This window comes from Vibrio sp. CAU 1672 (assembly GCF_029223195.1).
Classification (GTDB): Bacteria; Pseudomonadota; Gammaproteobacteria; order Enterobacterales; family Vibrionaceae; genus Vibrio.
This window is the reverse complement of sequence record NZ_JARHUF010000001.1, coordinates 179,094-203,455: the sequence shown is the minus strand read 5'-3', so window position 1 is coordinate 203,455 and position 24,362 is coordinate 179,094. Positions and strand designations below refer to the sequence as shown.

Sequence of the window (24,362 nt, the reverse complement as noted above, 5' to 3'; positions counted from 1 at the left end):
ATAATGTAATCGATTGCACTGGCGTGTATTGATGTGGATCAAGTTTGCATCGACAATAGTAACCTCCCTCAGGAAAAATCGTAATTGGATTTGCCTATCACTTTGATAGGAAAGACCAATTTTCTATTCCAGAATGCTATTGATAGGGTGAGGGCATCCTTTAGCCGTATTCAGACACGCAATAAGTACCTCGTTTTAAGGGAAAGATGATGGTAATTCCAGAAAATAGCAGCATCGTAATATTCGGTGCCTCAGGAGATCTTACTTACCGTAAGTTGATTCCTGCTTTGTACCACCTCTACGCGAATCAACAGCTACCAGAACACTTAACCATCTTGGGTGTGAGTCGTACACAGTACAGCGATCAGTCCTATCGTGAAAAGCTCAAAGCATCACTTCAGAAAATGGAGAAAACACAACCAGACACGCTGGATGCTTTTATTGACCACTTGCATTACCAAACGATTAATACTTCTGACCCCCAAGATTACAGCAAACTCGCAGTCCGGCTTGGTCAGTTGGCGGATGAATATCGCTTTGAACAACAGAATGTCTTGTTTTATTTAGCTACGCCACCAAGCCTGTACAGTGTTATCCCTTCCAGTCTGGCCGCTCACGGTCTGAACTGTGAAGCAAATGGCTGGAAACGTTTGATCATCGAAAAACCATTCGGCTATGACCTGCAGTCGGCCCGCCGTTTAGATCGGGAAATACATCAACATTTCCATGAGCATCAGATTTACCGAATTGATCATTACTTGGGTAAAGAGACAGTGCAAAACCTGCTGGTATTACGTTTTTCTAACGCCATGTTTGAACCGCTGTGGAATCGTAATTTCATCGATTATGTCGAAATTACGGGGGCAGAGTTTCTCGGTGTTGAAGAGCGCGGTGGTTACTATGACGGGGCCGGTGCTGTTCGTGATATGTTCCAGAATCATCTGCTGCAAGTACTGGCGATGGTCGGTATGGAGCCTCCGGCGCAAATTAATGCCGATGCGATGCGCGACGAAGTGTTTAAAGTACTTCAGTGTTTGAAACCACTGGACGAAGGCGATCTGCGTAACAATTTAGTGCTGGGCCAGTATACCGCTTCAGAGGTCCGGGGGAAGCATTTAGCGGGTTACCGTGAAGAATCTGGTGTGGCAGGAGATTCTCGTACTGAAACCTACGTTGGCCTTAAGGCTTATATTAATAACTGGCGGTGGAACGGAGTGCCGTTTTATGTCCGTACGGGTAAACGTCTGCCGACTCGTGTTACTGAAGTTGTCATTCACTTCAAAGCGACTCCCCACCCAGTGTTTGGTAAAAATGCTCCGGAAAACAAACTGATTATCCGAATTCAGCCGGATGAAGGTATCCAGATGAGTTTTGGTTTGAAAGAGCCCGGGGCCGGATTCAACGCTAAAGAAGTGAAAATGAATTTCCGCTATGCGTCTCTTGAAGAAACCCAAATGCTGACAGCATATGAGCGACTGCTTCTGGACGCGTTAAATGGTGATGCGACCCTGTTTGCACGCAGTGATGCGGTGGAAGCATGTTGGCAGTATGTACAGCCGATCCTCGATTTCAAGCAAGATCCACAGGCCCTGTTTGGTTACGCTTGTGGCACCTGGGGGCCGAAACAAGCCGACGACCTGTTGTTGCGCGATAATCGTGCCTGGCGCTTCCCATGCAAAAACTTAACTGACACGGATTACTGTGAATTATGATCAATCACCAGATATTTGAAACCCCTCAGCAGGTGGTCACAAGACTCGCTGATGAGATGAAAACGTATAGTGAACTTGGGCGCCCGGTGCATGTTTCACTTTCGGGTGGCAGTACCCCTAAAATGTTGTTCAAACTATTAGCAACACAGGCATACGCTACGTCTGTCCAGTGGCAAAACCTGCACTTTTGGTGGGGTGATGAGCGTTGCGTTGCGCCTGATGATGCTGAAAGTAACTATGGTGAAGCTCATACGCTGCTGTTCAGCCATGTCAGCATTCCTGCTGAGAACATCCACCGTATTCGTGGTGAAGATGAGCCAACGCGGGAAGCAGGGCGTTTTGCCAACGAGATGGCCGACGTCATTCCAACCGAAAACGGTACGCCTGTTTTTGACTGGATTTTGCTTGGTGTGGGCGCCGACGGCCACACGGCATCGCTGTTCCCGGGTCAAACTAAATACCACGACGAAAACCTGGCAGTACTGGCGACTCACCCTGAATCTGGCCAAATTCGGGTATCGAAAACCGCGAAAGTGTTAGAAGCGGCAAAACGCATAACTTATCTGGTTCTTGGTGCCGGGAAAGCCGACATCGTGAATGAAATTCATACGACTCCTGCAAGTGAGCTGCTTTATCCAGCAGCCAGGATCCAGTCCAAAACTGGTGAAACGGAGTGGTACTTAGATTCAGACGCAGCAGCAAAAATCGCGTAAGGCGAGCGTCCATAGAGATAAATCTGGAGAGAAATAATGAAAGGTGATATCGGTGTAATTGGCCTGGCAGTTATGGGGCAAAACCTTATCCTCAACATGAATGATCACGGTTTTAAAGTCGTTGCACATAACCGTACTGCTGCGAAGGTAGACGAGTTTTTGCAAGGCCCGGCGAAAGGTACCAATATCATCGGTGCATATTCGCTTGAAGAGTTAGTGGAAAAGCTGGAAACGCCACGTAAAGTGATGCTGATGGTTCGCGCCGGTGAAGTGGTTGACAAGTTCATTGAAGCATTGGTGCCGCTGTTAGACAAAGGCGACATCATTATTGATGGCGGTAATACTAATTACCCGGATACTAACCGCCGTGTCGCTGCGTTAAGGGAAAAAGGCATTCACTTTATTGGCACTGGCGTCTCCGGTGGTGAAGAGGGCGCCCGTTTCGGCCCGTCGGTCATGCCTGGTGGCGCGTCAGAAGCGTGGCCAGCGGTGAAGCCCATTTTCCAGGGGATTTCGGCAAAAACGGACGCCGGTGAGCCTTGTTGTGACTGGGTAGGTAACGATGGCGCGGGTCACTTCGTTAAAATGGTGCACAACGGCATCGAATACGGTGACATGCAACTTATCACCGAAGCTTACCAGTTCATGAAAGATGGCCTGGGTATGTCAGCCGATGAGATGCAAGCCGTCTTTGCTGATTGGAACAAAACTGAGCTGGATAGCTACCTGGTGGAAATAACGGCCGATATCCTCGGCTATAAAGATGAAGACGGCGAGCCATTGGTTGAGAAGATCTTAGACACTGCTGGCCAGAAGGGTACTGGTAAGTGGACTGGTATCAACGCACTGGATTTAGGTATTCCGCTGACGCTGATTTCAGAATCGGTATTTTCCCGCTGCCTGTCGGCGCTGAAAGAGCAGCGCGTTGAAGCTGAACAACTGTTCGCTAAAGCTATCACCCCAGTTGAAGGTGATAAGCAGGAGTGGGTGGACGCACTGCGTCAGGCGCTGCTGGCATCTAAGATCATCTCTTACGCGCAAGGCTTTATGCTGATGCGCGAAGCATCGAATGAAAATGGCTGGGATCTCAACTATGGCAACGTAGCCCTGATGTGGCGCGGTGGCTGTATTATCCGTAGCGCATTCCTGGGCAACATCCGTGACGCATTCGACAAGGATCCTGAACTGGCATTCCTGGGCTCTGACGACTATTTCAAAGGTATCCTGCAAAACAGCCTTTTAGCCTGGCGTAAAGTAGCGGCTAAGTCTTTGGAAGCGGGTATTCCGATGCCATGCACAACATCTGCGTTAACCTTCCTCGATGGTTACACCACCGCACGTCTGCCTGCGAACCTGCTCCAGGCACAGCGTGACTATTTCGGCGCGCATACCTACGAGCGTATCGACCGTGAGCGTGGTGAATTTTTCCATACAAACTGGACGGGAACCGGTGGCGATACCGCGTCGACCACTTACGACGTTTAATTATTGCTTGAAAACTACTTTAAAAAGGATGCCGTCGGGCGTCCTTTTTTATTGTCGCGATGATGTGTGCATGCAATGATTTCAGGTGTTGTTTTTCTTTTTGGGCTTTTTAGCGTGGTGAAGTTTGTCTTTCAAATAAAACAAGCTGCTGGTGACTAAGGCCACCACTGAAACCGTGAATAGCGCATACATATTCAGTATCCATGCGAATGTTGCCGTGATAAAGGCAATAAAGGAGAACATTCGACTCACCGACATGACCTGACCTAACTTGTTACTTTTCATCGCGCCTCCTAATTATGGGTGGCTAGAGTAAAGTGGTTTAGTTGTAACGTTATTGTCGGTTTTTTCAGCAGCGATAACCTAAAAGGAGGCTAAAACGATCTCAAAACAGCTCAATTTGTGATCGGAGTTGCACTTCTTAAGATGATATTGAAGCAGGGAAGGAGAAAATTTAGACAATTGCGCCTGTTTATCCTCCCCCCGAACAGTGGCACACTCACTTCCTATTTATCTATTGATAACAGATAGTTAATCTGTGAAGTTGGTGTTGGCGACACGTGATTACTGCTATGTGAGCGGGCATAGGGTGAAAATCAGCGCTAGGTAAGCCGTGCTTCTCCTACTATAATATCGCGCCTTATGGAGGATGTTTGGTTATAAAATATCCTCTATTTTTTGAAACCTAAGACAAGGAGTTGGCGAATCTTTGAGCGCCACGGTTGTTCTTGCTACCAAGAAGGTGATTAACATAACTATTTGAGGTTCTGAGATGACTATTAACAAGTACTTTGTTTTTGTTCCTGCTGTTGAGCAAATGCGGGAAACAGGTAAGGAACAGGAATTGGTATCAGAAAAAGAAACTCAACGTCAGGCTTTAGTAAAACAGGCGCAGCTGGAAGGCGGTCTGTAGGCTAGGTTTCAAAAAGTAAAGGAGTCCAATCGGGCTCCTTTATTCAATTTACACGCTAACCGTTGAATTTACTTCGGTGTACAACGCCACTGGCTAGTAGGCCAGCACACTTTCAGCACATTCCTGGTCTTGATGATCGGTTCTGATGGCTAAGAATTCGTCTAAATGCTCAATCAGCATGTCGACACAATCGGGAGCAAACATGGTTGAACGGTGTTCTTCTATAAATCTGGCAGTCTCATCAACCGACCAGGCTGCCTTATAAGTACGTTTGCTTAGCAGCGCATCAAACACATCGGCAAGTGTTACGATACGTGCCTCAAGGGGAATGTCTTCGGCGCACAGTGCATCGGGGAGCCCGGTGCCGTTATAGTATTCATGATGATGGCGGATAATGTTCTTGATGAACTGTATTTCATCATTCGCTATCATGGACGCGTCAGACAGGCTCACTACATCCTCGATGATGCGTTCGCCATAAATGGTGTGCATGTTCATGATTTTTCGTTCTGTGGGCGTAAAGCGTTTATCGCTAAAAAGCACCGCATCGGGAATTTTGTACTTACCAATATCGTGGAACGGAGCATACAGGCGGATTCGATGAATAAACTCGGGGGTAATGTTCACGTGTTTACTGGCGAGTAATCGAGCAAGCTTTTCGCTGTATTTTCCCATTCTTATCAGGTGTTCGGCGGTTTCTGGATCCCGTTCATGCCCCATCTTCAGTGCAATCGCGAGTGCCGATTGGAAGTGTTTTTGCTTTTCATCAAGTTGAATGAACATTCCGCAGATCACCTGGCTAAAGTATGCGAAATCTCTTCGGGTGCTTTCGTCGGAAAAGAAAGATTGGCTGTTGTGTTACAGAACACAAAACCGATAATTACTCCCCGGTTATGTAGTGGGGAGGCATAACTACTCTGGTGGCCAAGTTTGATGAGTTTTTTGATCCTCGCCGTGGGTTTGAATGTTTTGAGATCATCCACGATACGAATCTGGCTGGTGTTGGCGACGTCCATCAGTGAGGAGTTGACGCTGAGTTCCTGCTCTTCAAAATCAAGCCCGAATGGCTGAGCGATGGTGTCATTGACATAATAATTCGATACCTGATTTCCCTTAAGTAATGCAATAGAAAAGCGGCTAAACTGCGGGTAGCTTTGACGCGTAAGATGAAATAGCTCATCAAGAATTGCGGTTATCTTCTTTTCTTGACTGGCGGTTCTACTTATCTGGGGGTAATCGAGCATGTCTGCCAACCTTCTATTGCATGTTTTTCTATTTTTAATGGAATCAATTTCTCATAATTTAGACATGCAATGTAGCACTTTGATTACATCTGATTAACCAGGCTTTATGTGAAATCAGATACCCATCAACATTGTGTGGTTATTTATGCGGTGTCTTTGTAGTAAAACTTGAGCTGAATCTAAATGATGATGCGGTTCAAAATGGGGCGGTTTGCTTGCCTGAGTAAATGTAGAATTACAAGGATGTGATCTCGTTCGTTATCAAAGTGTTAACGATTGCTATACTTAAGCGACAATCAAACAGAGGAAAAGGACGTTCAATGTTAAAGCTCAAACATCTGACTATCGCCGCATCCGTGGCAGCGCTAAGCGCAAGTTTTTCCGTTTCTGCAAAAGACACGTTTGTGACCATTGGCACGGGTGGGGTTACTGGTGTTTATTACCCGACGGGAGGTGCTATTTGCCGTTTAGTCAATAAGTCGCGTAAAGAACATGGTATCCGTTGCTCGGTAGAAAGTACCGGTGGCTCGGTGTACAACATCAACACGATCCGTGCCGGTGAGCTCGATCTGGCTATCGCCCAGTCTGACTGGCAGTATCATGCTTACAATGGTTCTAGCAAGTTCGAGGAGAGTGGGCCATTTAAAGAGTTGCGCGCCGTGTTTTCTATTCACCCTGAACCGTTTACTGTTATTGCGCGTAAAGATGCCAATATTAAAACGTTCGATGATCTGAAAGGCATGCGGGTTAATATCGGTAACCCGGGTTCAGGTCAGCGCGGGACAATGGAAGTATTGATGGCTGAGTATGGCTGGAGCCATGATGACTTTAAATTGGTATCAGAGTTGAAAGCAGCTGAGCAGGCTAAAGCACTGTGTGACAACAAGATTGATGCGATGGTGTATACTGTGGGCCACCCTAGTGGGGCCATTAAGGAAGCTACAACCTCTTGTGACAGCATGATAGTGACAGTTGAGGGGCCTAAGGTGAGCAAGCTGGTGTCAGATAACAGCTTTTACCGATTAGCGAACATTCCGGGTGGTATGTACCGGGGGGCTGACCGTGACGTACACACATTTGGTGTGGGGGCTACCTTTGTCTCTTCCACGTCAGTACCGGACGAGGTGGTTTATCATATTGTCAAAGCCGTATTTGAAAACTTTGATGATTTCCGCCGTTTACACCCGGCGTTCGCCAACCTGAAGAAAGAAGAGATGGTGAAAGACGGCCTGTCAGCACCGCTGCATCCGGGCGCAGCCAAATATTACAAAGAAGTGGGTTTGCTGAAATAACCTATACAATATGATAAGGGTCATCAGTGTGATGGCCCTTTTAAATCCCAATCAGCCGGCACTTAATCGATGTTACAACGAGGCTGTTTTAACGGCCTTTGATTGCGGCACTGCACCCGATATTATCCGAGCTAATTTGTGCTGAGTTGCTGCTTATGGACACTGTGGCAGGTATAATTTTTCCTCATGCTGGAGTCAATAGGTAAACATCCACAAAAAAGTAGCCTGTGATCAGTGCCGAAGAGAGTGTAACAAAGCCCCTAATATAGAGTGGGTTTAACCGCCGGGATACCCTTGCTGCCAAATAGCCACCAGTAAGTGAACCCAGCATCACGATACTGCCTTTGCTCCAGTCAATCGAGCCATTGGCAACAAAGATCACGATCGCGACCAGTGATACACAGCTTGAGACCAGCAGCTTAAAACCGTTCATCTGGTTGATGTCCTGGTAACCCGCCACCACCAGATAGCTCAGTACAATCACCCCAAGCCCGGCATTAAAGAAACCTCCATACGCAGAAACCCCCACTAACAGAAGTGCAAGCAGCACGGCACCCAGAGCCTGAGCATGTCTGTGCTTTGTGCTGTGGGTCTGAATAAAGCGGGTGATGTGAGATCCGGTCACAAACAGAACTGTGGCAAACAGCAATAGCCAGGGGATAATTTCCATAAACAGGGTTTCTGGCGTACTGAGCAACAGGTAAGCACCGACTGCTCCACCAATGACACTGAACACCGTGGTGAAGAGTAACTGGCGCTTATGTTTGGCTATTTCTTCACGAAAACCAAAGGTACCGCTGATATAACCGGCGCAGGAGGCGTAGGTGTTGGTCGCATTGGCCATGATCGGGGGAACGCCCATTGCCATTAATGCCGGAAAGGTAATAAAACTTCCTCCACCAGCGATGGAATTCATCACCCCTCCAATAATGCCTGCGCTAAAAAGCAGTACAAACTCCGCCAGCATAGCTCTTCCTGTCTGATGTAATTAATCTATTGCTTTACAAATGCTTAACACTACGGGAAATTGACGGCTTTGGGAAGGTTCTCGTTAGTAAAAGCGACGACAGTACAGGGAAAGTGGCACGTAATGGGGTGAATTCGGCGTTATCTGTCCCTAACATGACTCTCATACCTTAGTCTAAATTGTCGACAATAAGCTTGATTGTCGACACTTATATGGTCTATTTTAAATCCAGGTTAATAAATTGTAGACAAAGTGATATCTCTGAGGCGAGTGCACCGGGTATGAATAGTGAGCTTAAACCGCGTCTTAAGGCGATGGGATCAGACAAAGAAAACACCAAGTCCAAAACGCTGACAGGATCTCTGGTCGAAGCGATCGTCAACGGAGACATTGAGCCGGGCAGTAAGATCTCTGAGCCTGAGCTGGCGAAGCGCTATCAGGTCAGTCGTGGGCCGCTGCGCGAAGCGATTATGCGCTTAGAGGGACTGGGGCTGGTTGAGCGCATTCCCCATGTGGGGGCAAGAGTCATTAGTTTTGCACCTGAAAAGTTGATTGAACTGTACTCGGTGCGAGAGGCGCTGGAAGGCATGGCGGCTCGCCTGGCTGCCAGATATATCACTCAGGAAGAGCTGCTTGGGCTCGAAATGCTGCTGTCGGCTCATTCGAAGCATATTGATGACGTCGAAGGGGCTTCTTATTTCCATCAACACGGCGACTTTGACTTTCATTACCGGATCATTAAAGCCAGCCGTAACAGCAAATTAATCGCCTTGCTGTGTGATGAACTGTATCACCTGCTGAGAATGTATCGTTATCAGTCACCCCGAGCCCAATCGAGACCCAAAGAAGCGCTTAACGAGCACGTATTTATCCTTCAGGCGATAAGAAATCGTGATGAAGAGCTGGCTGAAATATTGATGAGAAGACATATCTCCGGCAGCAGAAAGTTGATTGAACAGCAAATCCTTAAGGATGAGAGGGAAGACCTATGAGTTTATCTCCGGGGGCGAAGTTCAGACTCGCCGTTGAACAAAATAACCCATTACAGATCGTCGGTACGGTTAACCCGTATTGCGCCATGATGGCAAAAAATCTTGGCCATCAGGCGGTTTACTTGTCTGGCGGCGGGATCGCTAATGCCTCATACGGTTTACCGGATCTGGGCATTACCACACTTAATGATGTGTTGGTTGACGTGAATCGTATTACTGATGCCTGTGATTTGCCGCTGTTGGTCGACATCGATACCGGTTTTGGTGGCGCATTTAATATCGCCCGAACCATCAAGGCGATGGAGAAAGCGGGGGCTGCAGCGGTACACATGGAAGATCAGGTGGCGCAAAAACGGTGTGGCCATCGCCCGAATAAGGCAATCGTCAGTCAGCAGGAAATGGTCGATCGGGTTAAAGCCGCCGTGGATGCCCGCAGTGACGAGAACTTTGTGATCATGGCGCGTACCGACGCGCTGGCGGTGGAAGGGATGGACAGCGCGATTGAAAGGGCGATTGCCTGCGTTGAGGCCGGAGCCGATATGATTTTCCCGGAGGCGATGAATAAGCTCGACCAATATCAGCAGTTCTCGGCAGCGCTTAAACAGGCGACAGGCAAGCATGTTCCTATCCTGGCCAACATTACCGAGTTCGGTCAGACACCACTGTATGGCTGTGAAGAGCTGGCAAACGCTGATGTTGACATGGTGCTGTATCCACTCAGTGCCTTCCGCGCCATGAATAAAGCAGCGGAAATGGTCTACAAACATCTGCTTGAGATCGGTAATCAGGAAGCGCTGCTGGATTCGATGCAGACGCGCAAAGAGCTGTACCAGCACCTGAATTACCACGCCTATGAAGACAAGCTTGATCAGCTGTTCTCGGAAGGGAAATAACTACCTGCAAAGCAAACAACAGGAAGCCCAGGGAAAAGAGTTCGGAATGTTCTTAATCCAATAACGTGAAACAAGTCTGGCGACTACAGTGCCCCGGGAAGAGGGCAACGCCAGACAGAAAAGGAGTTCAACAATGCCTCAATCTGTAGAAAAGAAAGCAGAGTTAGGTGGTGCAGGCCTACGTGGTCAGAGCGCCGGAAGCACAGCACTATGTACGGTCGGTAAAACGGGGACTGGCCTGACTTATCGTGGTTACGATATCACCGACCTGGCCAACAATGCCCAGTTCGAGGAAGTGGCACACCTTTTGTTACGTGGTCACCTACCTAATCAGCAAGAGCTGGACGCTTATAAGACCCGTTTACTAAGTCTGCGTGGTTTACCGGAACAGCTTAAGCAGGCGTTAGAGTTGCTCCCTGCCTGCGCGCATCCGATGGATGTGATGCGTACCGGTTGTTCGGTATTGGGCAATCTTGAGCAGGAAACCGACTTTTCTCAGCAGGTCGACGCGACCGAACGCATGCTGGCTCTGTTCCCGGCGATCATCTGTTACTGGTACCGTTTCAGCCACGATGGGGTACGTATTGATACCCAGGATCAGTCAGAAGACTGCATCGGTGGTTATTTCCTTAAGATGCTGACCGGTAAAACGCCAAGCCCTTTGCATAAGCAGGTTATGCATTGTTCACTGATTTTGTATGCCGAGCACGAGTTTAATGCTTCGACGTTTGCGGCGCGGGTGTGCGCATCAACGCTGTCCGATCTCCATTCATGTATTACCGCGGCGATCGGTACGCTGCGCGGGCCGCTTCACGGTGGCGCAAACGAAGCGGCGATGGAAATGATTGAAAACTGGCAAACGCCGGATGAAGCGGAAACCAACATCCTGCGTATGTTGGAGAACAAAGACAAGATCATGGGCTTTGGCCACGCGATTTATCGTGAAAGTGACCCACGCAATGCCTTGATAAAACGCTGGTCGAAAGAGCTGTCACAAGCGGTAGGTGATACTCATCTGTACGCGGTATCTGAGCGGGTGGAATCGGTGATGAAGCGTGAAAAGGGCTTGTTCTGTAACGCGGACTTTTTCCATGCCTCGGCTTACCACTTTATGGACATCCCGACCAAGTTGTTCACGCCTATTTTCGTCATGAGCCGCCTGACCGGTTGGGCTGCGCACGTCTACGAGCAGCGTGCCAATAACCGTATTATCCGCCCAAGCGCCGATTATACCGGGCCTGACCACCAGGACTGGGTGCCAATCGAGAAACGTTAAGTTTGATTTTGATTGACTCTCTGCCTGCCTCCTCCCGCAACGGGGGGAGGAGCACGGCGTAAGTAGTAATTTTTGATTGGAAGTAAGCCCATGAGCAATACTATCAACACCCAATATCGTAAACCGCTGCCCGGCACGAACCTCGATTTTTTTGATGCCCGTGAAGCGGTGAATGCCATCTCTCCCGGCGCGTATGACTCGCTGCCTTATACCTCCCGGGTGCTGGCAGAGCAACTGGTGCGTCGCTGTGACCCTGATATGCTGACCGACAGCCTTAAACAGCTGATTGAGCGTAAGCGCGATCTGGACTTTCCGTGGTATCCGGCACGCGTGGTGTGCCATGACATCCTTGGCCAGACGGCACTGGTGGATCTGGCAGGGCTGCGTGACGCTATCGCCGAGCAAGGTGGTGACCCGGCTAACGTTAACCCGGTGGTCGAAACACAGTTGATCGTGGACCATTCGTTGGCGGTCGAACACGCGGGCTTTGAGCCGGATGCGTTTGAAAAAAACCGAGCGATTGAAGAACGCCGTAATGAAGATCGTTTCCATTTTATTGAGTGGTGTAAAACCGCGTTTGAAAACGTCAGTGTCATCCCGGCCGGTAACGGCATCATGCACCAGATCAATCTGGAAAAAATGTCACCGGTGGTTCAGGCCAAACAGGGTATTGCTTACCCCGATACCTGTGTCGGCACTGACAGCCATACGCCACACGTCGATGCGCTAGGGGTAATCGCGATTGGCGTTGGCGGGCTGGAGGCTGAAACCGTGATGCTTGGCCGCCCGTCCATGATGCGCCTGCCGGATATCGTCGGGGTGAAATTAACCGGTAAACGTCAGCCCGGTATTACCGCAACTGATATTGTATTGGCTATCACTGAATTTTTACGTCAGGAGCGGGTGGTCTCTTCTTATCTTGAGTTTTTTGGCGAAGGAACCAAAGACCTCACTATCGGCGACCGCGCCACCATTTCCAATATGACGCCCGAGTACGGGGCGACGGCGGGGATGTTCTACATTGATGAGCAGACCATCAACTATCTCAAACTCACTGGCCGTGATGATGATCAGGTGGCGCTGGTGGAAAACTACGCTAAACAGACCGGGCTTTGGGCGGACGCTCTGGAAAATGCGGTTTACGAGCGGGTGCTGGAGTTCGATTTGTCTCAGGTGACCCGCAATATGGCCGGCCCGTCAAACCCGCATCGCCGTTTGCCGACCTCGGAGCTATCCGCCCGGGGGATTTCTGGCGAATGGCAGGAAAGAGACGGCGAACTGCCGGATGGGGCGGTGATCATTGCCGCGATCACCTCCTGTACCAACACCAGTAACCCGCGCAATGTGGTTGCGGCAGGCCTGTTAGCGAAGAAAGCCAATGAATTGGGCCTGGTGCGTAAACCCTGGGTGAAATCCTCGTTTGCGCCGGGCTCCAAAGTGGCCAAATTGTACCTGGAAGAAGCAGGCTTACTGCCGGAGCTGGAAAAACTCGGCTTTGGGATTGTCGCGTATGCGTGCACCACCTGTAACGGGATGAGCGGCGCGTTAGACCCGAAAATCCAGCAGGAAATCATCGATCGCGACTTATATGCCACGGCCGTGCTGTCCGGTAACCGAAACTTTGATGGTCGGATTCACCCCTATGCGAAACAGGCGTTTCTGGCATCGCCGCCTCTGGTTGTGGCGTATGCACTGGCCGGTACGATCCGTTTTGATATAGAGCGTGACTCGCTCGGCACTGATGCGAAGGGAAATCCAATCTATCTCAATGATCTGTGGCCGACAGATCAGGAGATCGATGAAGTGGTGGGTAACCATGTCAAGCCTGAGCAGTTTAAACAAGTCTATATCCAGATGTTTAAGCTTAATGACGATGAGCGCAGCTCTAGTCCGCTTTACGACTGGCGCCCGATTAGCACCTATATTCGTCGCCCGCCGTACTGGGAAGGGGCGCTGGCCAGTGAGCGGACACTGTCTGGTATGCGTCCTCTCGCCATCCTGGGAGATAATATCACCACCGATCACTTGTCACCTTCGAATGCCATTCTGGCCAGCAGTGCAGCCGGGGAATATCTGGCAAAAATGGGTCTGCCTGAAGAGGACTTCAATTCCTACGCGACGCACCGCGGCGATCACCTGACCGCACAGCGTGCGACCTTTGCCAATCCGAAACTGTTTAACGAGATGGTCAAACAAAACGGCGAAGTAGTGCAAGGCTCGCTGGCCCGGGTTGAGCCGGAGGGCAAAGTCACCCGGATGTGGGAAGCGATCGAAACCTATATGGAGCGTAAGCAGCCATTGATTGTGGTCGCCGGGGCCGATTACGGCCAGGGCTCATCACGTGACTGGGCGGCGAAAGGGGTGCGTCTGGCCGGGGTGGAAGCGATCGTTGCTGAAGGGTTTGAGCGTATTCACCGTACCAATCTGGTTGGTATGGGGGTACTGCCGCTTGAGTTTAAGCCGGGAGTGAACCGTAACACGTTAGAGCTGGATGGTACCGAGCTGTATGACGTCGCCGGTGAGATCAGGCCGGGAGCCGATTTGGCCCTGGTGATCACGCGCAGCAGTGGTGAAAAACTCGATGTCCCTGTTACTTGCCGATTAGACACTGCCGATGAAGTAGAAGTGTATAACGCTGGTGGTGTGTTGCAGCGATTTGCCCAAGACTTTCTGGCCAAGTAAGGAGAAGAGTGATGGATAACTTGACTCAAAGTCAAATCAAAGTCGCGGCAACCTATATGCGCGGTGGCACCAGTAAAGGTGTGTTTTTTAATCTCAATGATCTGCCACAGGCGGCACAGGTCGCGGGTGCAGCGCGGGATAACCTGCTGCTGCGTGTGATTGGCAGCCCGGATCCCTATGGTAAGCAGATCGATGGCATGGGTGGCGCGACATCCAGTACCAGCAAAACGGTGATTGTGTCGAAAAGCACTAAGGCCGACCACGATGTCGATTACCTGTTTGGTCAGGTGTCGATCGACAAACCCTTCGTTGACTGGAGTGGCAACTGCGGCAATTTGTCGGCCGCTGTCGGCCCCTTTGCTGTCCACGCCGGGCTGATTGCCAAAGAACGAATCCCACAAAACGGCGTGGTTACCGTGCGCGTTTGGCAGGTGAACATTGGTAAAACCATTCTGGTGCATGTGCCGATTGTAAATGGCTATGTGCAAGAAACCGGTGATTTTGAACTGGACGGTGTGACGTTCCCGGCACAGGAAATTCAGGTCGATTTTCTCGACCCGGCCGATGCCACCGGGAGTATGTTTCCAACCGGCAATCTGGTCGATGATTTGGCCGTGCCTGGGGTGGGTACGTTCAATGCCACGCTGATCAATGCCGGCATCCCGACCATTTTCGTTGATGCCGAGTCCATCGGTTACCAGGGAACCGAGTTGCAGGACGACATCAATAACGATGACAGCGTACTGGCCATGTTTGAAACCATTCGCGCTTATGGTGCGCTAAAAATGGGCCTGATCACCTCAGTAGAACAGGCTCAAACTCGTCAGCACACGCCAAAGATTGCCTTTGTGTCCAAGCCGAAAAGCTACCAGTCTTCAAGCGGTTCGGAGGTGAATCAAGCCGAGGTTGACGTGCTGGTACGGGCACTGTCGATGGGTAAACTGCACCACGCCATGATGGGCACGGCGGCGGTAGCTATCGCGTCGGCGGCATGTGTACCGGGTACCTTGGTCAATTTAGCCGCCGGAGGCAGTGAAAGAGAAACGGTGACGTTTGGTCATCCCTCGGGCACTTTGAAGGTGGGCGCAAAGGCCAAACAAACATCGCAGGGTTGGGTGGTCGAGAAAGCCATCATGAGCCGCAGCGCACGCATCCTGATGGAGGGATGGGTAAGAGTACCACGAGAAACAATCGAGTAATGACAAGACATACTGGAGGAAGCAATATGTCTGCGTATCAAAAAGAATACCTATGGGCACAAAATCAGCCAGAGAGCTTTTGGCAAGCCCAGGCACAAAACATCGATTGGTTTGAAGCGCCTCAAACCATTTTAAAAGCTGATGAAAATGGCATTGAGCGCTGGTTTCCTGATGGTGTGCTGAATACCTCCTGGCTGGCTCTGGATTACCATTGCGAGCACGGACGTGGTGATGCCACCGCATTGATTTATGATTCACCGGTTACCGGAACCAAGCGCAGCTATACCTACCAGCAATTGCGTGATCAAGTGGCAAAGATCGCGGGAATGCTCGCGGTTCAGGGCGTAACTAAAGGGGATCGGGTAGTGATCTATATGCCGATGATTCCGGAAGCGGCAATGGCGATGTTGGCGTGTGCCCGTTTGGGGGCAATTCACTCGGTGGTATTTGGTGGCTTTGCGCCCAATGAGCTGGCGGTGCGGATTGAAGATGCTGAGCCAAAAGTGATCATGACGGCTTCGTGTGGTGTTGAAGTCAACAAGGTGATCCCGTACAAGCCGATGGTCGACAAGGCGATCATGGACAGCCGCTGGAAACCAGAATCGGTGTTTGTCTTGCAGCGGCCCGAGTGTCAGGCAGAGTTAAGTCAGGAGCGTGACATTGACTGGGACAAGGCTTACCAGCAAGCGCTGCCGCATGGTTGTGTGCCAGTGCTCGCCACCGATCCGCTGTATATTTTGTATACCTCCGGTACCACCGGTAAGCCGAAAGGGGTGGTGCGTGATAATGGCGGGCATGCGGTGGCGATGAAGTACTCCATGAGTGCTATTTATAACATGCCGCAAGATGGCGTGTTCTGGGCCGCTTCTGATGTGGGCTGGGTAGTCGGCCACTCCTATATAGTTTATGCGCCGCTGATCCACGGCTGCACCACGGTACTGTTTGAGGGTAAACCGGTCAGAACCCCGGATCCCGGTGCGTTCTGGCGTGTATGCCACGAGTATAAAGTTGATGCGCTGTTCTCGGCTCCAACCGCATTTCGGGCCATCAAGAAGGAAGACCCGCATGGGGCATACCTTGCGAAGTACGATCTCAGTAACCTGAAAACCATTTTTATGGCCGGTGAGCGTCTTGATCCGCCGACGCTGGAATGGGTCCTGGAGCAAACCGGTAAGCCGGTGATCGATCACTGGTGGCAAACCGAAACCGGTTGGGCAATTGCCGGTAACCCGACGGGAATTGAGTTGATGACGGTCAAAGCTGGTTCCGCGACCAAGCCAATCCCGGGCTATCAGGTCGAAATCCTCAATGAGTTTGGTGAGCCTGTCGGAGCGAACCAGCAGGGGTTTGTCGCGCTGAAACGGCCATTGCCACCAAGCTGTCTGCCAACCGTATGGCGCAACCATGATCGTTTTGAAACGGGTTACCTAAGCCAGTTCCCTGGTTATTATGTGTCAGGCGACGGTGGTTATCTGGATGAAGACGGCTATTTGTTCATCATGGGCCGCATTGACGATGTGATTAATGTAGCCGGCCACCGTTTATCAACCGGTGAGATGGAAGAAATTGTCGGGGGGCACCCTGCGATTGCCGAATGTGCGGTTGTCGGGGTTCATGATGAACTGAAAGGCCAGTTACCGCTTGGTTTCGTGGTACTGAAAGATGGCGTCAAGGTGGATCTTGACGCGCTGGAAGGGGAGCTGGTCGGTAAGGTCCGTTCGGAAATCGGTGCCGTGGCGTGCTTCAAACATGCTTTAGTGGTTGATCGTCTGCCGAAAACCCGTTCCGGTAAAATCCTGCGTCGTACCATCCGCCAAATCGCAGACGGTGAGAACTACACTGTACCGTCTACCATTGATGACCCTTCGAGTCTGAATGAAATAGAACGGGTATTGCGAGATTAACTCGTTTGACTCTCCCTGTTTGGTTCTGCCCCTTAGCGTTACCGTCTACAGGGGCTTTTTTCTTGCCTTTGGCTTGGTTTAATCAGACACTAACGCTCCCTTAATTACAGTTAAAGCTATATGTCCACATTTGCTATCCGCGCGGCACAACTTAGCCAGTTAGAGCAGTTAAACGACCTGATGTTTAAACTGCATGATGAGCACCACCAGCAGTCACCGCAGCTGTTCAAATCAGCCGAGGAGATCGAACAGGAAAAGAGCATCGCATGCTATCTCGATAATCCGGACTGTCTGGTTTATGTCGCGTATCAACAGGACAACATCGTTGGGTTTATTACCGGCCACTTTTGTGAGCTGTCCTCGACCGTCAGCCAGCCGGTGATGATGGGTAGTGTTGATGAGCTGTACGTGGTGCCGGCGCTGCGTAAACAGGGCATAGCGGCCGCCTTGTTAGCCAGGCTTGAACAGACGTTTATAGATTATGGTGTTAAGCAGATGTTTGTTGAGGTGTGGCACTTTAACCAAACCGCAGTCGAGCTCTATAAAAATCAGGGCTTTGGTCACCATATTCATTGGCTGAGAAAGCCGGTGGGTCAGGGCAACAGTGGTTAATGTTTATTGTGTTAGCCACAAACGTCACTCATTTAGCTGTTTAACACCTGAACATTAAGAAACCTGCCGGGCAGGTACGGCATCGATCCGGTTTAGCTTGCCAAATAGCTCAACGCCACCGCTTTTTCCGGTGGCGTTTTTATTGATGAAGCGTAGGGTTTTAGAGTTTTTTTGAGCAGATCTTAAACCCGGTAAGACAATCTGGTTTCAACGTCACTGCTTGTCGGTGAAGCCATCAACGCCGGATAGCCTCAATGATATAAAGAGAGTGTGTTTTTTGTACGATAAGTTAATAGGCTGAAATGTTGTTAAGACTGTCAATAGTCGACTAATGTTAGTGGTGTGTGGCCTAACTGGATCGCATTTGTATTTAGATTGGCGTTACAGGCGGGCAGGAATATCAACAGACTGAAGGTACTTGGGCGTTGAGCGTACCGGGGAACATGTTATGGACGAAAGGAAGAACAAATCACCACGAGGGATTTACGAGTACTACGAAGAAAATCCGGATTCTGCAGATGAAAAAATTTTTGGCCGGGCGAGTTACCCGGATCGGCGTGGCTTTTTAAAAGGTGCGGGGTTAGCGACCATGGCGGCCGTACTTGGAGGCGCGATTCCTTTTCACCGTAATATGCCCGCCGGGATGATTCCCGCCGCGTTTGCGGAAGGTCTTGATGATGTAATGATTGAGGGAAAAGATGGCCTGACGGTACTTAACGACAGGCCGGTGAATGCAGAAACGCCCCCGCATCTTCTCAACGATGACATTACGCCGATTAAGCACCATTTTATTCGTAACAATGGCATCCCACCGACGGACGTGAATCCGGATACATGGACACTGACCATTGACGGGTTAGTTGACAAGCCAATGACCCTTAGCATCGCAGACCTTAAGAAAAACTTCGAAGTGGTCGAGCAACAACTGGTGGTGGAGTGCGGCGGCAATGGCCGTGCGTTCTTTGAGCCAAAAGCCAAAGGTAATCAGTGGACATACGGAGCGGTCGCCTGTTCTAACTGGACCGGGGTACGGCTTGCGGATGTGTTGAAAGCTGCTGGAGTTAAAGATGGTGCCGTATATACGGCTCACTACGGCGCAGATAAGCATCTTTCTGGTCAGGAAGGTAAACTGCCTATATCAAGGGGCGTACCAATTGCGAAAGCGATGGGTAGTGAAAACCTGATTGCCTTTGCCCAAAACGGCGAGCCGCTGCACCCGATGAACGGCGCGCCACTGCGGTTAGTCGTTCCCGGCTGGCCCGGCTCCTGTTCGCAAAAATGGCTGACCCGGATACAGATACGAGATCAGGTCCATGATGGCGCGAAAATGACCGGTACTTCATACCGGGTACCTAACCGGCCTGTTGCGCCGGGGGAAAAAGTCGCTAAAGAAGACTTTGTGATTATCGAGCGTATGCCGGTCAAATCACTGATCACTTCGCCGCAGACTAATACGGAAGTCAGTGGTAACGAAGTGTTGGTCCGGGGGCATGCGTGGTCTGGTGACCGTAAGGTTGATAAAGTCAGCCTTTCTATCGACTTTGGTGCAACCTGGACGGAGGCCGAACTTTCAGAGCCCGCCAATCCGGGGGCCTGGCAAACCTTCAGTGCCAAGGTGAAGTTTCCTCAGCCGGGCTATTACGAAGTCTGGGCCAAGGCCACGGATGATCAGGATATCAGCCAGCCGTTTGCTATTGCATGGAACCCCAAAGGTTACCTCAACAATACTTTCCATCGCATCGCATTGGTTGTGAAAGGGTGACGGGAATGGCGACAAGTGTGATTGAGCGGGTACGCCCGCTCTTATTTTTCCTGGTGCTGCTGGCGGGTATGCCGGTTGCCGCGAATGAAGCGCTGATTGCGGCCGGTGAGCGAGAAGCATTGGTGTGCAAGGCATGTCATCAGATGGAGCGCGACGGCGTGACGATTGTCGGGCCGCCGCTATGGGGATTAGCGGAGCGAGATATTGCCGGTTTTGAAGGCTTCAGCTACAGCGACGGGTTAAAACAGCATCAGGGGAAATGGGATGGAGAAAGGCTTGACCGGTTTTTGGCCTCTCCTGCGGATTTTGCGCCAGGCACTAAAATGGTCTTTCCGGGAGTGAAGGACCCTGGCGCGCGTGCGGCTATTATCGTCTGGCTTGCCAGTAAAAACCCTTCTCCGCCGAACTGGGTCACGCAGGCCGAAGGTATGCCGGTAAGATCGGTCGGGGAGGGGATTCTGACACCCGGTGAAAACATGGAGCTGGTGGCGGCGGTGTGCTCTGCTTGCCACTCACTTTACCTCGTTACTCAGCAGGGGCTGAGTAAAGAAAGTTGGGACGAGACGTTGCAATGGATGGTGGATGAGCAGGGCATGGATGAGCTGGACGCAGACAAGCGCGAAGCCGTACTTATTTATCTCTCTACCTATTATGGTTTGTAACACCGGTGAGTTTTGCTGGCTAAACAGGCTGTACAGCATCTATCGGTTCTGGCCAGCAATTAGGGGCCAGCTTGATCATGATTAAAGTCTATTACTCCGCTGCCCGGTTAGGGACGGTGTTAAACCGTCCCCCTGTTCCTGAATTAGCGGAACTGTGGCATGTAGTCCAGGTTCGCTTCAATAGTTTCAGTCAGTGCTTTTTCTAACACCGTCCCCGTTGTCACCAGTGGGTTTAGAATAAGCGCCCGGTGAGCGGCATTGCGATCACCGGTTACCGCCGCTTCGACAGTCAGCGATTCAAACTCCTTCATTAACTGAATCAGGCGTAGCGTGTCAGACGGGAAACTCGCGACGTTCAATGGTACAGGACCGGCTTTAGTGATCATGCAGCTCACTTCTACTGCGCAGTCATCGGGTAAGCCGTTAATAGCTCCGTTATTGCGGGTGTTGACGTGCATAATGGAGCGCTTATCGTTGTAGATCGAGCTCATCAGCTCACAAGCGGCCTCTGAATAATACTGGCCGCCGCGTTTTTCCAGCTCTTTGGGTTTTTTGTCCAGTTCAGGGTTACGGTAGATATCAAACAGGCGTTGTTCCATTGCCTTCACTACTTCGCCACGTGTGCCTTCTCCCTTCGCTTCTTCCAGCTCCTGTCCCATAATGTCTTCGCTGGTATAGTAGTAACGCAGATAAGCACAAGGAATCATCCCCATGTTGCGTAGCAGTTCTTTGGGCCACTCGAATGCAGGGATATTTTGTGGCACTAACGGGTCGTTCCCAGACAAGATCTCTTCAACCACATCCTGTAGTTTGTCACGCCCTTCATGCAGGATCTGACGCGCCCAGATAAAGTGGTTAAGACCGGCCACTTGCAACACAAATTCCTGTTCGTCAGCATTCAGCATTTGCGCAATGCCTTTTTGCATAATCACAGGTACATTACATAAACCGACGGTTTTAACGTTGGTGTGTTTGAGGATGGCTTCAGTTACCATACCTGATGGATTGGTGAAGTTGAGTAGCCACGCGTCCGGGCATAATTCTTCCATCTCTTTACAGATTTCCAGAGCGATTGGAATGGTCCGACACGCATTGGCAAAGCCGCCCAGGCCATTGGTCTCCTGACCAATCATGCCGTATTTAAGAGAAATCCGTTCATCACGAATCCGGCCTTCAAGGCAGCCCGCACGGAATTGAGAACAAACAAAATCTGCGTTTTCCAGAGCAGGTTTACGATCTAATGTCACATGAACGTCAATATCAGTCATATCGTTTTTTGCCAGCATCCGGCGGGTCAGGTCAGCGATGATGTTGACCTTTTCTTCGCCATCTTTGATGTCTACCAGCCAAAGCTCACGGATCGGTAATTCATGATTGCGGTTGATCAGGCCTTCTATCAGCTCTGGAGTGTAGCTTGAACCGGCGCCAATGATGGTAATTTTCAGACCTTGTTTCATAATGAAGTTTCTCTTTATGGATAAGATTGCTTTATTAAAAAGCATCATTAGTTGCTATACAAACCAAAATGGATTTACCATGCATTAGCTAGATTAATTCATAAGGTGATGTATGGAGCGCAAACAGCAGATGCTGGCCAACATGTACACATTCAGTGTGGCGGCCAAGTTTCTCAGTTTTACTAAAGCGGCAGAAGAGCTGTTTATCACTCAGGGAGCGGTTAGTCAGCGGATCAAATTACTGGAAGAGCAGCTTGGGTTTAGTTTGTTTGTGCGTATGACCCGGCGCCTGGAACTGACCCGTGAAGGCGTGCGGCTGCAGCAGGCGCTTAACCAGTCTTTTGATGTGATTTTCTCTGAGCTTGAAGACATCAAGTTCAATGAATTGCGGGGAGAGCTTTATATCGGTGCTGCTCCAACGTTTGCTCAAAGCTGGTTACTGCCAAGGCTGGCTGACTTTCAACGTTTATATCCCAATCTCAACGTGAAACTCAGGGTTAAGGCAAGCCGGCTCGATTTTCAACATGAGCCAGTGGATATTGCGATTTACTACAGTGGGAGCGAGCATCCCGGCTTTTACCACCGTAGGTTATTTAATGAAGTACTCATGCCGGTCTGCAGTCCGGACTATTTTACTTCGCACCTGTCGGGTCATGATTCGTTACTGAGCAAACTCAAGCGTGCAACTTTCATTCATTGCACAGAATCATTAGAAGCGAGTGAACCTAACCAGGAGTGGAAGATATGGCTGGAAAACCAGCAGGATTCAGAGCTCAAGTCGCTCAATGTTATGGAGCGGACCTATGTATTTAACCATTCTGATATGGCCATGATTGCGGCGAAAAACCATATGGGTATAGGTATTGCGCGCGAATCGTTGGTTCGTTCCAGCCTCGAGAGCGGGGAACTGACAGCGCCTTTTGAGCGGGTGAATTCCGGCCGGGGTTATGATCTGATTTGTTTAAATGGTCAGCAGCACAGGCCGAGAAATGCCGCTTTTATAGAATGGCTACAAACTCAGCTGGTTTAATCCAGGACATCATTACCCGGGTGGAGGAGAACTCGGGCACGAGCAAGGCAGGCGGAAATGGCTGGTAAGGGCCTGCATTCTGAAAGCTCCCGCTTGTCAGTTGGAGTGTACCTCGTGATAAAAGCAACAGTTTGACTTAGCACATTTTGCTGATTAGTAGCCTAATAATTGACCAAGAGTAAAGATTTTTAAATTATCAGCATCACTAACCTGGTAATCTGATCTTGGTCACAAAATAACCGTAATATGTCATTTACTTTTATAGTTGGAATTTTTCTTTCGAGAATAACTGAAGGTAAGTTTTAATAAAGTTTGTGAGTGCAGTTTAATAGAACATAAGTAAAGCATAACCATTAACTGAATGAGGTTCATTATGCTTGATCTGGACATGAAAACAACTATTACCATTTATGTTCTGGTTAATTACGCATGTACCTATATACTTGCTCAAATATGGTTTCAAAATAAGAGCAAATTTTCAGGCTTGTCACTAATTCTCATTGACTTTGTTTTGCAGTCAGTTGGAATGACATTAGCAATATTTCATGGTGTTTTGCCAGTGTTCTTTTCGGTTGCTATTGCTAACATCATGATGTTTTCCGGCGCGGTGCTGTTCCTTTTTGGTCTGGCTCTATTTCTTGATCTAAAGGTAAACAGACTTGCTTACTATATATATGTGTGTGTGTTTGCCAGTATATATATATTTAGTATCTATTATCAGCCATTCTTCTGGGTCAGGATTCTTATCTTTAATGGTATGTTAATTCCGGTGTTTATCCATGTTTTATATTTAATTTACTTTGCCTCAAGTTTTGAAAATAGAAAGCATGGTTCTAGTACAGGCTTTGCGATTGTTTTATTTTTACTATTAACACTAGTCCGGTTTTACTTTGCTGTGTCATCTGAAAACTTAACAGACTATTTTAATTCATACATTATGGACAATCTTTTAGTTGCGTTAAGTATTCTGTGTACAATATTACTCACTTTTTCTCTGCATCTTATGATCAATAAAAAGCTTTATAGCCAGATCGAAAAGCTCGCGATTACCGACCCATTAACGCAGGCCTGTAACAGGCGCAAGATTGAAGAGATCATAAAGAATGAAATTGAACGATATTCGCGTTGTGGAATGCAGTTTTGCATTATTTTAGCTGATATTGATAATTTCAAGCGATTTAATGATACCTATGGGCACGATGTTGGTGATAAGGCTCTGGTACATGTTGTTGATATATTGAATAAAAACATACGCAGGTACGATACCGTAGGACGCTGGGGCGGAGAGGAGTTTGTGATCGTACTACCTGGCTCAGACTTGCAAAATGCTGCTAATATCGCCGATAGGTTGGTTAAATCGGTGAATGTTAATACGATTGATGTGAAGGGGGAAAGTGTAGCTGTCTCTATCAGCCTTGGTTTGGCTGAATATAAGAAAACATCAACGTTTGAGTCTGTGATTAGAGATGCAGATATTGCGCTGTATAAAGCAAAAGGAAATGGAAGAAATCGCTATGAGCTCTATTGTGGTGATGTTAAATGCTTGATTGTCTGAGTGCCAACCGCC

General features: G+C 49.4%; 19 protein-coding genes and 1 pseudogene. 16 read left to right on the top strand and 4 right to left on the bottom strand.

From position 1 onward, the window contains the following. The first annotated feature begins 209 nt into the window (after window positions 1-209). The 3 genes from zwf to gnd are packed head-to-tail and all read left to right on the top strand — an operon-like array spanning window position 210 to window position 3,910. A complete protein-coding gene (gene zwf / locus P2G85_RS00880; protein ID WP_275862219.1) occupies window positions 210-1,712 on the top strand; it encodes a glucose-6-phosphate dehydrogenase in 1,503 nt (500 codons plus the stop codon). Beyond that, window positions 1,709-2,425 (top strand): 6-phosphogluconolactonase, encoded by a 717-nt coding sequence (gene pgl / locus P2G85_RS00875; RefSeq protein ID WP_275862218.1) that lies wholly within the window; start codon window positions 1,709-1,711, stop codon window positions 2,423-2,425. The genes zwf and pgl overlap by 4 nt, the downstream gene beginning before the upstream one ends. Before the next feature lie 36 nt (window positions 2,426-2,461). After that, window positions 2,462-3,910, top strand: a complete 1,449-nt coding sequence (gnd, locus tag P2G85_RS00870) for a decarboxylating NADP(+)-dependent phosphogluconate dehydrogenase (RefSeq protein WP_275862217.1) — start codon at window positions 2,462-2,464, stop codon at window positions 3,908-3,910. Between the two features lie 81 nt (window positions 3,911-3,991). Here the strand turns inward: gnd and P2G85_RS00865 are convergent, their stop codons facing one another. After that, window positions 3,992-4,195, bottom strand: coding sequence for a hypothetical protein (locus P2G85_RS00865; protein ID WP_275862216.1), 204 nt, complete (start codon window positions 4,193-4,195; stop codon window positions 3,992-3,994). Between the two features lie 487 nt (window positions 4,196-4,682). Here P2G85_RS00865 and P2G85_RS00860 point away from each other — a divergent pair, with 487 nt between their 5' ends. Then, the gene (locus tag P2G85_RS00860) at window positions 4,683-4,823 is read left to right on the top strand and encodes a hypothetical protein (RefSeq protein WP_275862215.1); all 141 of its coding nucleotides are present in this window, start codon (window positions 4,683-4,685) and stop codon (window positions 4,821-4,823) included. 93 nt (window positions 4,824-4,916) lie between these two features. Here P2G85_RS00860 and P2G85_RS00855 read toward each other — a convergent pair. Beyond that, window positions 4,917-6,067, bottom strand: a pseudogene (locus P2G85_RS00855) (HD domain-containing phosphohydrolase). Between the two features lie 320 nt (window positions 6,068-6,387). Between P2G85_RS00855 and P2G85_RS00850 the strand changes: the two are divergent. Then, entirely contained in the window at window positions 6,388-7,359 is a 972-nt protein-coding gene (locus tag P2G85_RS00850) for a TAXI family TRAP transporter solute-binding subunit (RefSeq protein ID WP_275862214.1), read from the top strand. A 184-nt stretch (window positions 7,360-7,543) separates the two neighbouring features. Here the strand turns inward: P2G85_RS00850 and P2G85_RS00845 are convergent, their stop codons facing one another. Continuing rightward, a complete protein-coding gene (locus P2G85_RS00845) occupies window positions 7,544-8,326 on the bottom strand; it encodes a sulfite exporter TauE/SafE family protein (RefSeq protein WP_275862213.1) in 783 nt (260 codons plus the stop codon). 281 nt (window positions 8,327-8,607) lie between these two features. Here P2G85_RS00845 and P2G85_RS00840 point away from each other — a divergent pair, with 281 nt between their 5' ends. From P2G85_RS00840 to P2G85_RS00800, 9 genes are all read left to right on the top strand, one after another. Further along, window positions 8,608-9,318: a GntR family transcriptional regulator gene (locus tag P2G85_RS00840; RefSeq protein WP_275862212.1), complete on the top strand. Its 711-nt coding sequence runs from the start codon at window positions 8,608-8,610 to the stop codon at window positions 9,316-9,318. Next, window positions 9,315-10,211 (top strand): methylisocitrate lyase, encoded by an 897-nt coding sequence (gene prpB, locus P2G85_RS00835; protein WP_275862211.1) that lies wholly within the window; start codon window positions 9,315-9,317, stop codon window positions 10,209-10,211. Before P2G85_RS00840 ends, prpB begins: the two co-directional genes overlap by 4 nt. Before the next feature lie 133 nt (window positions 10,212-10,344). Beyond that, a complete protein-coding gene (gene prpC, locus P2G85_RS00830) occupies window positions 10,345-11,487 on the top strand; it encodes a 2-methylcitrate synthase (RefSeq protein ID WP_275862210.1) in 1,143 nt (380 codons plus the stop codon). Between the two features lie 90 nt (window positions 11,488-11,577). After that, the gene (gene acnD / locus P2G85_RS00825; RefSeq protein WP_275862209.1) at window positions 11,578-14,169 is read left to right on the top strand and encodes a Fe/S-dependent 2-methylisocitrate dehydratase AcnD; all 2,592 of its coding nucleotides are present in this window, start codon (window positions 11,578-11,580) and stop codon (window positions 14,167-14,169) included. Between the two features lie 11 nt (window positions 14,170-14,180). Then, window positions 14,181-15,368, top strand: coding sequence for a 2-methylaconitate cis-trans isomerase PrpF (gene prpF / locus P2G85_RS00820; RefSeq protein ID WP_275862208.1), 1,188 nt, complete (start codon window positions 14,181-14,183; stop codon window positions 15,366-15,368). A 26-nt stretch (window positions 15,369-15,394) separates the two neighbouring features. Further along, window positions 15,395-17,272 carry a propionyl-CoA synthetase gene (locus P2G85_RS00815; RefSeq protein ID WP_275862207.1) on the top strand — a complete coding sequence of 626 codons (1,878 nt, stop codon included), beginning with the start codon at window positions 15,395-15,397 and terminating at the stop codon, window positions 17,270-17,272. A 120-nt stretch (window positions 17,273-17,392) separates the two neighbouring features. Next, on the top strand, window positions 17,393-17,884 hold the full coding sequence (locus tag P2G85_RS00810) for a GNAT family N-acetyltransferase (protein ID WP_275862206.1): 492 nt from the start codon (window positions 17,393-17,395) through the stop codon (window positions 17,882-17,884). Between the two features lie 448 nt (window positions 17,885-18,332). Beyond that, window positions 18,333-19,646 (top strand): molybdopterin-dependent oxidoreductase, encoded by a 1,314-nt coding sequence (locus tag P2G85_RS00805; RefSeq protein WP_275862205.1) that lies wholly within the window; start codon window positions 18,333-18,335, stop codon window positions 19,644-19,646. Between the two features lie 68 nt (window positions 19,647-19,714). Continuing rightward, a complete protein-coding gene (locus P2G85_RS00800; RefSeq protein ID WP_275862489.1) occupies window positions 19,715-20,308 on the top strand; it encodes a c-type cytochrome in 594 nt (197 codons plus the stop codon). 143 nt (window positions 20,309-20,451) lie between these two features. On the opposite strand, the gene P2G85_RS00795 is transcribed toward P2G85_RS00800, so the two are convergent. Beyond that, entirely contained in the window at window positions 20,452-21,765 is a 1,314-nt protein-coding gene (locus P2G85_RS00795; RefSeq protein WP_275862204.1) for a 6-phospho-beta-glucosidase, read from the bottom strand. A gap of 112 nt (window positions 21,766-21,877) precedes the next feature. Here P2G85_RS00795 and P2G85_RS00790 point away from each other — a divergent pair, with 112 nt between their 5' ends. Both P2G85_RS00790 and P2G85_RS00785 read left to right on the top strand, forming a co-directional pair. After that, window positions 21,878-22,795, top strand: coding sequence for a LysR substrate-binding domain-containing protein (locus P2G85_RS00790; RefSeq protein WP_275862203.1), 918 nt, complete (start codon window positions 21,878-21,880; stop codon window positions 22,793-22,795). A 373-nt stretch (window positions 22,796-23,168) separates the two neighbouring features. After that, window positions 23,169-24,350, top strand: a complete 1,182-nt coding sequence (locus P2G85_RS00785) for a GGDEF domain-containing protein (RefSeq protein WP_275862202.1) — start codon at window positions 23,169-23,171, stop codon at window positions 24,348-24,350. Window positions 24,351-24,362 lie beyond the last annotated feature (12 nt).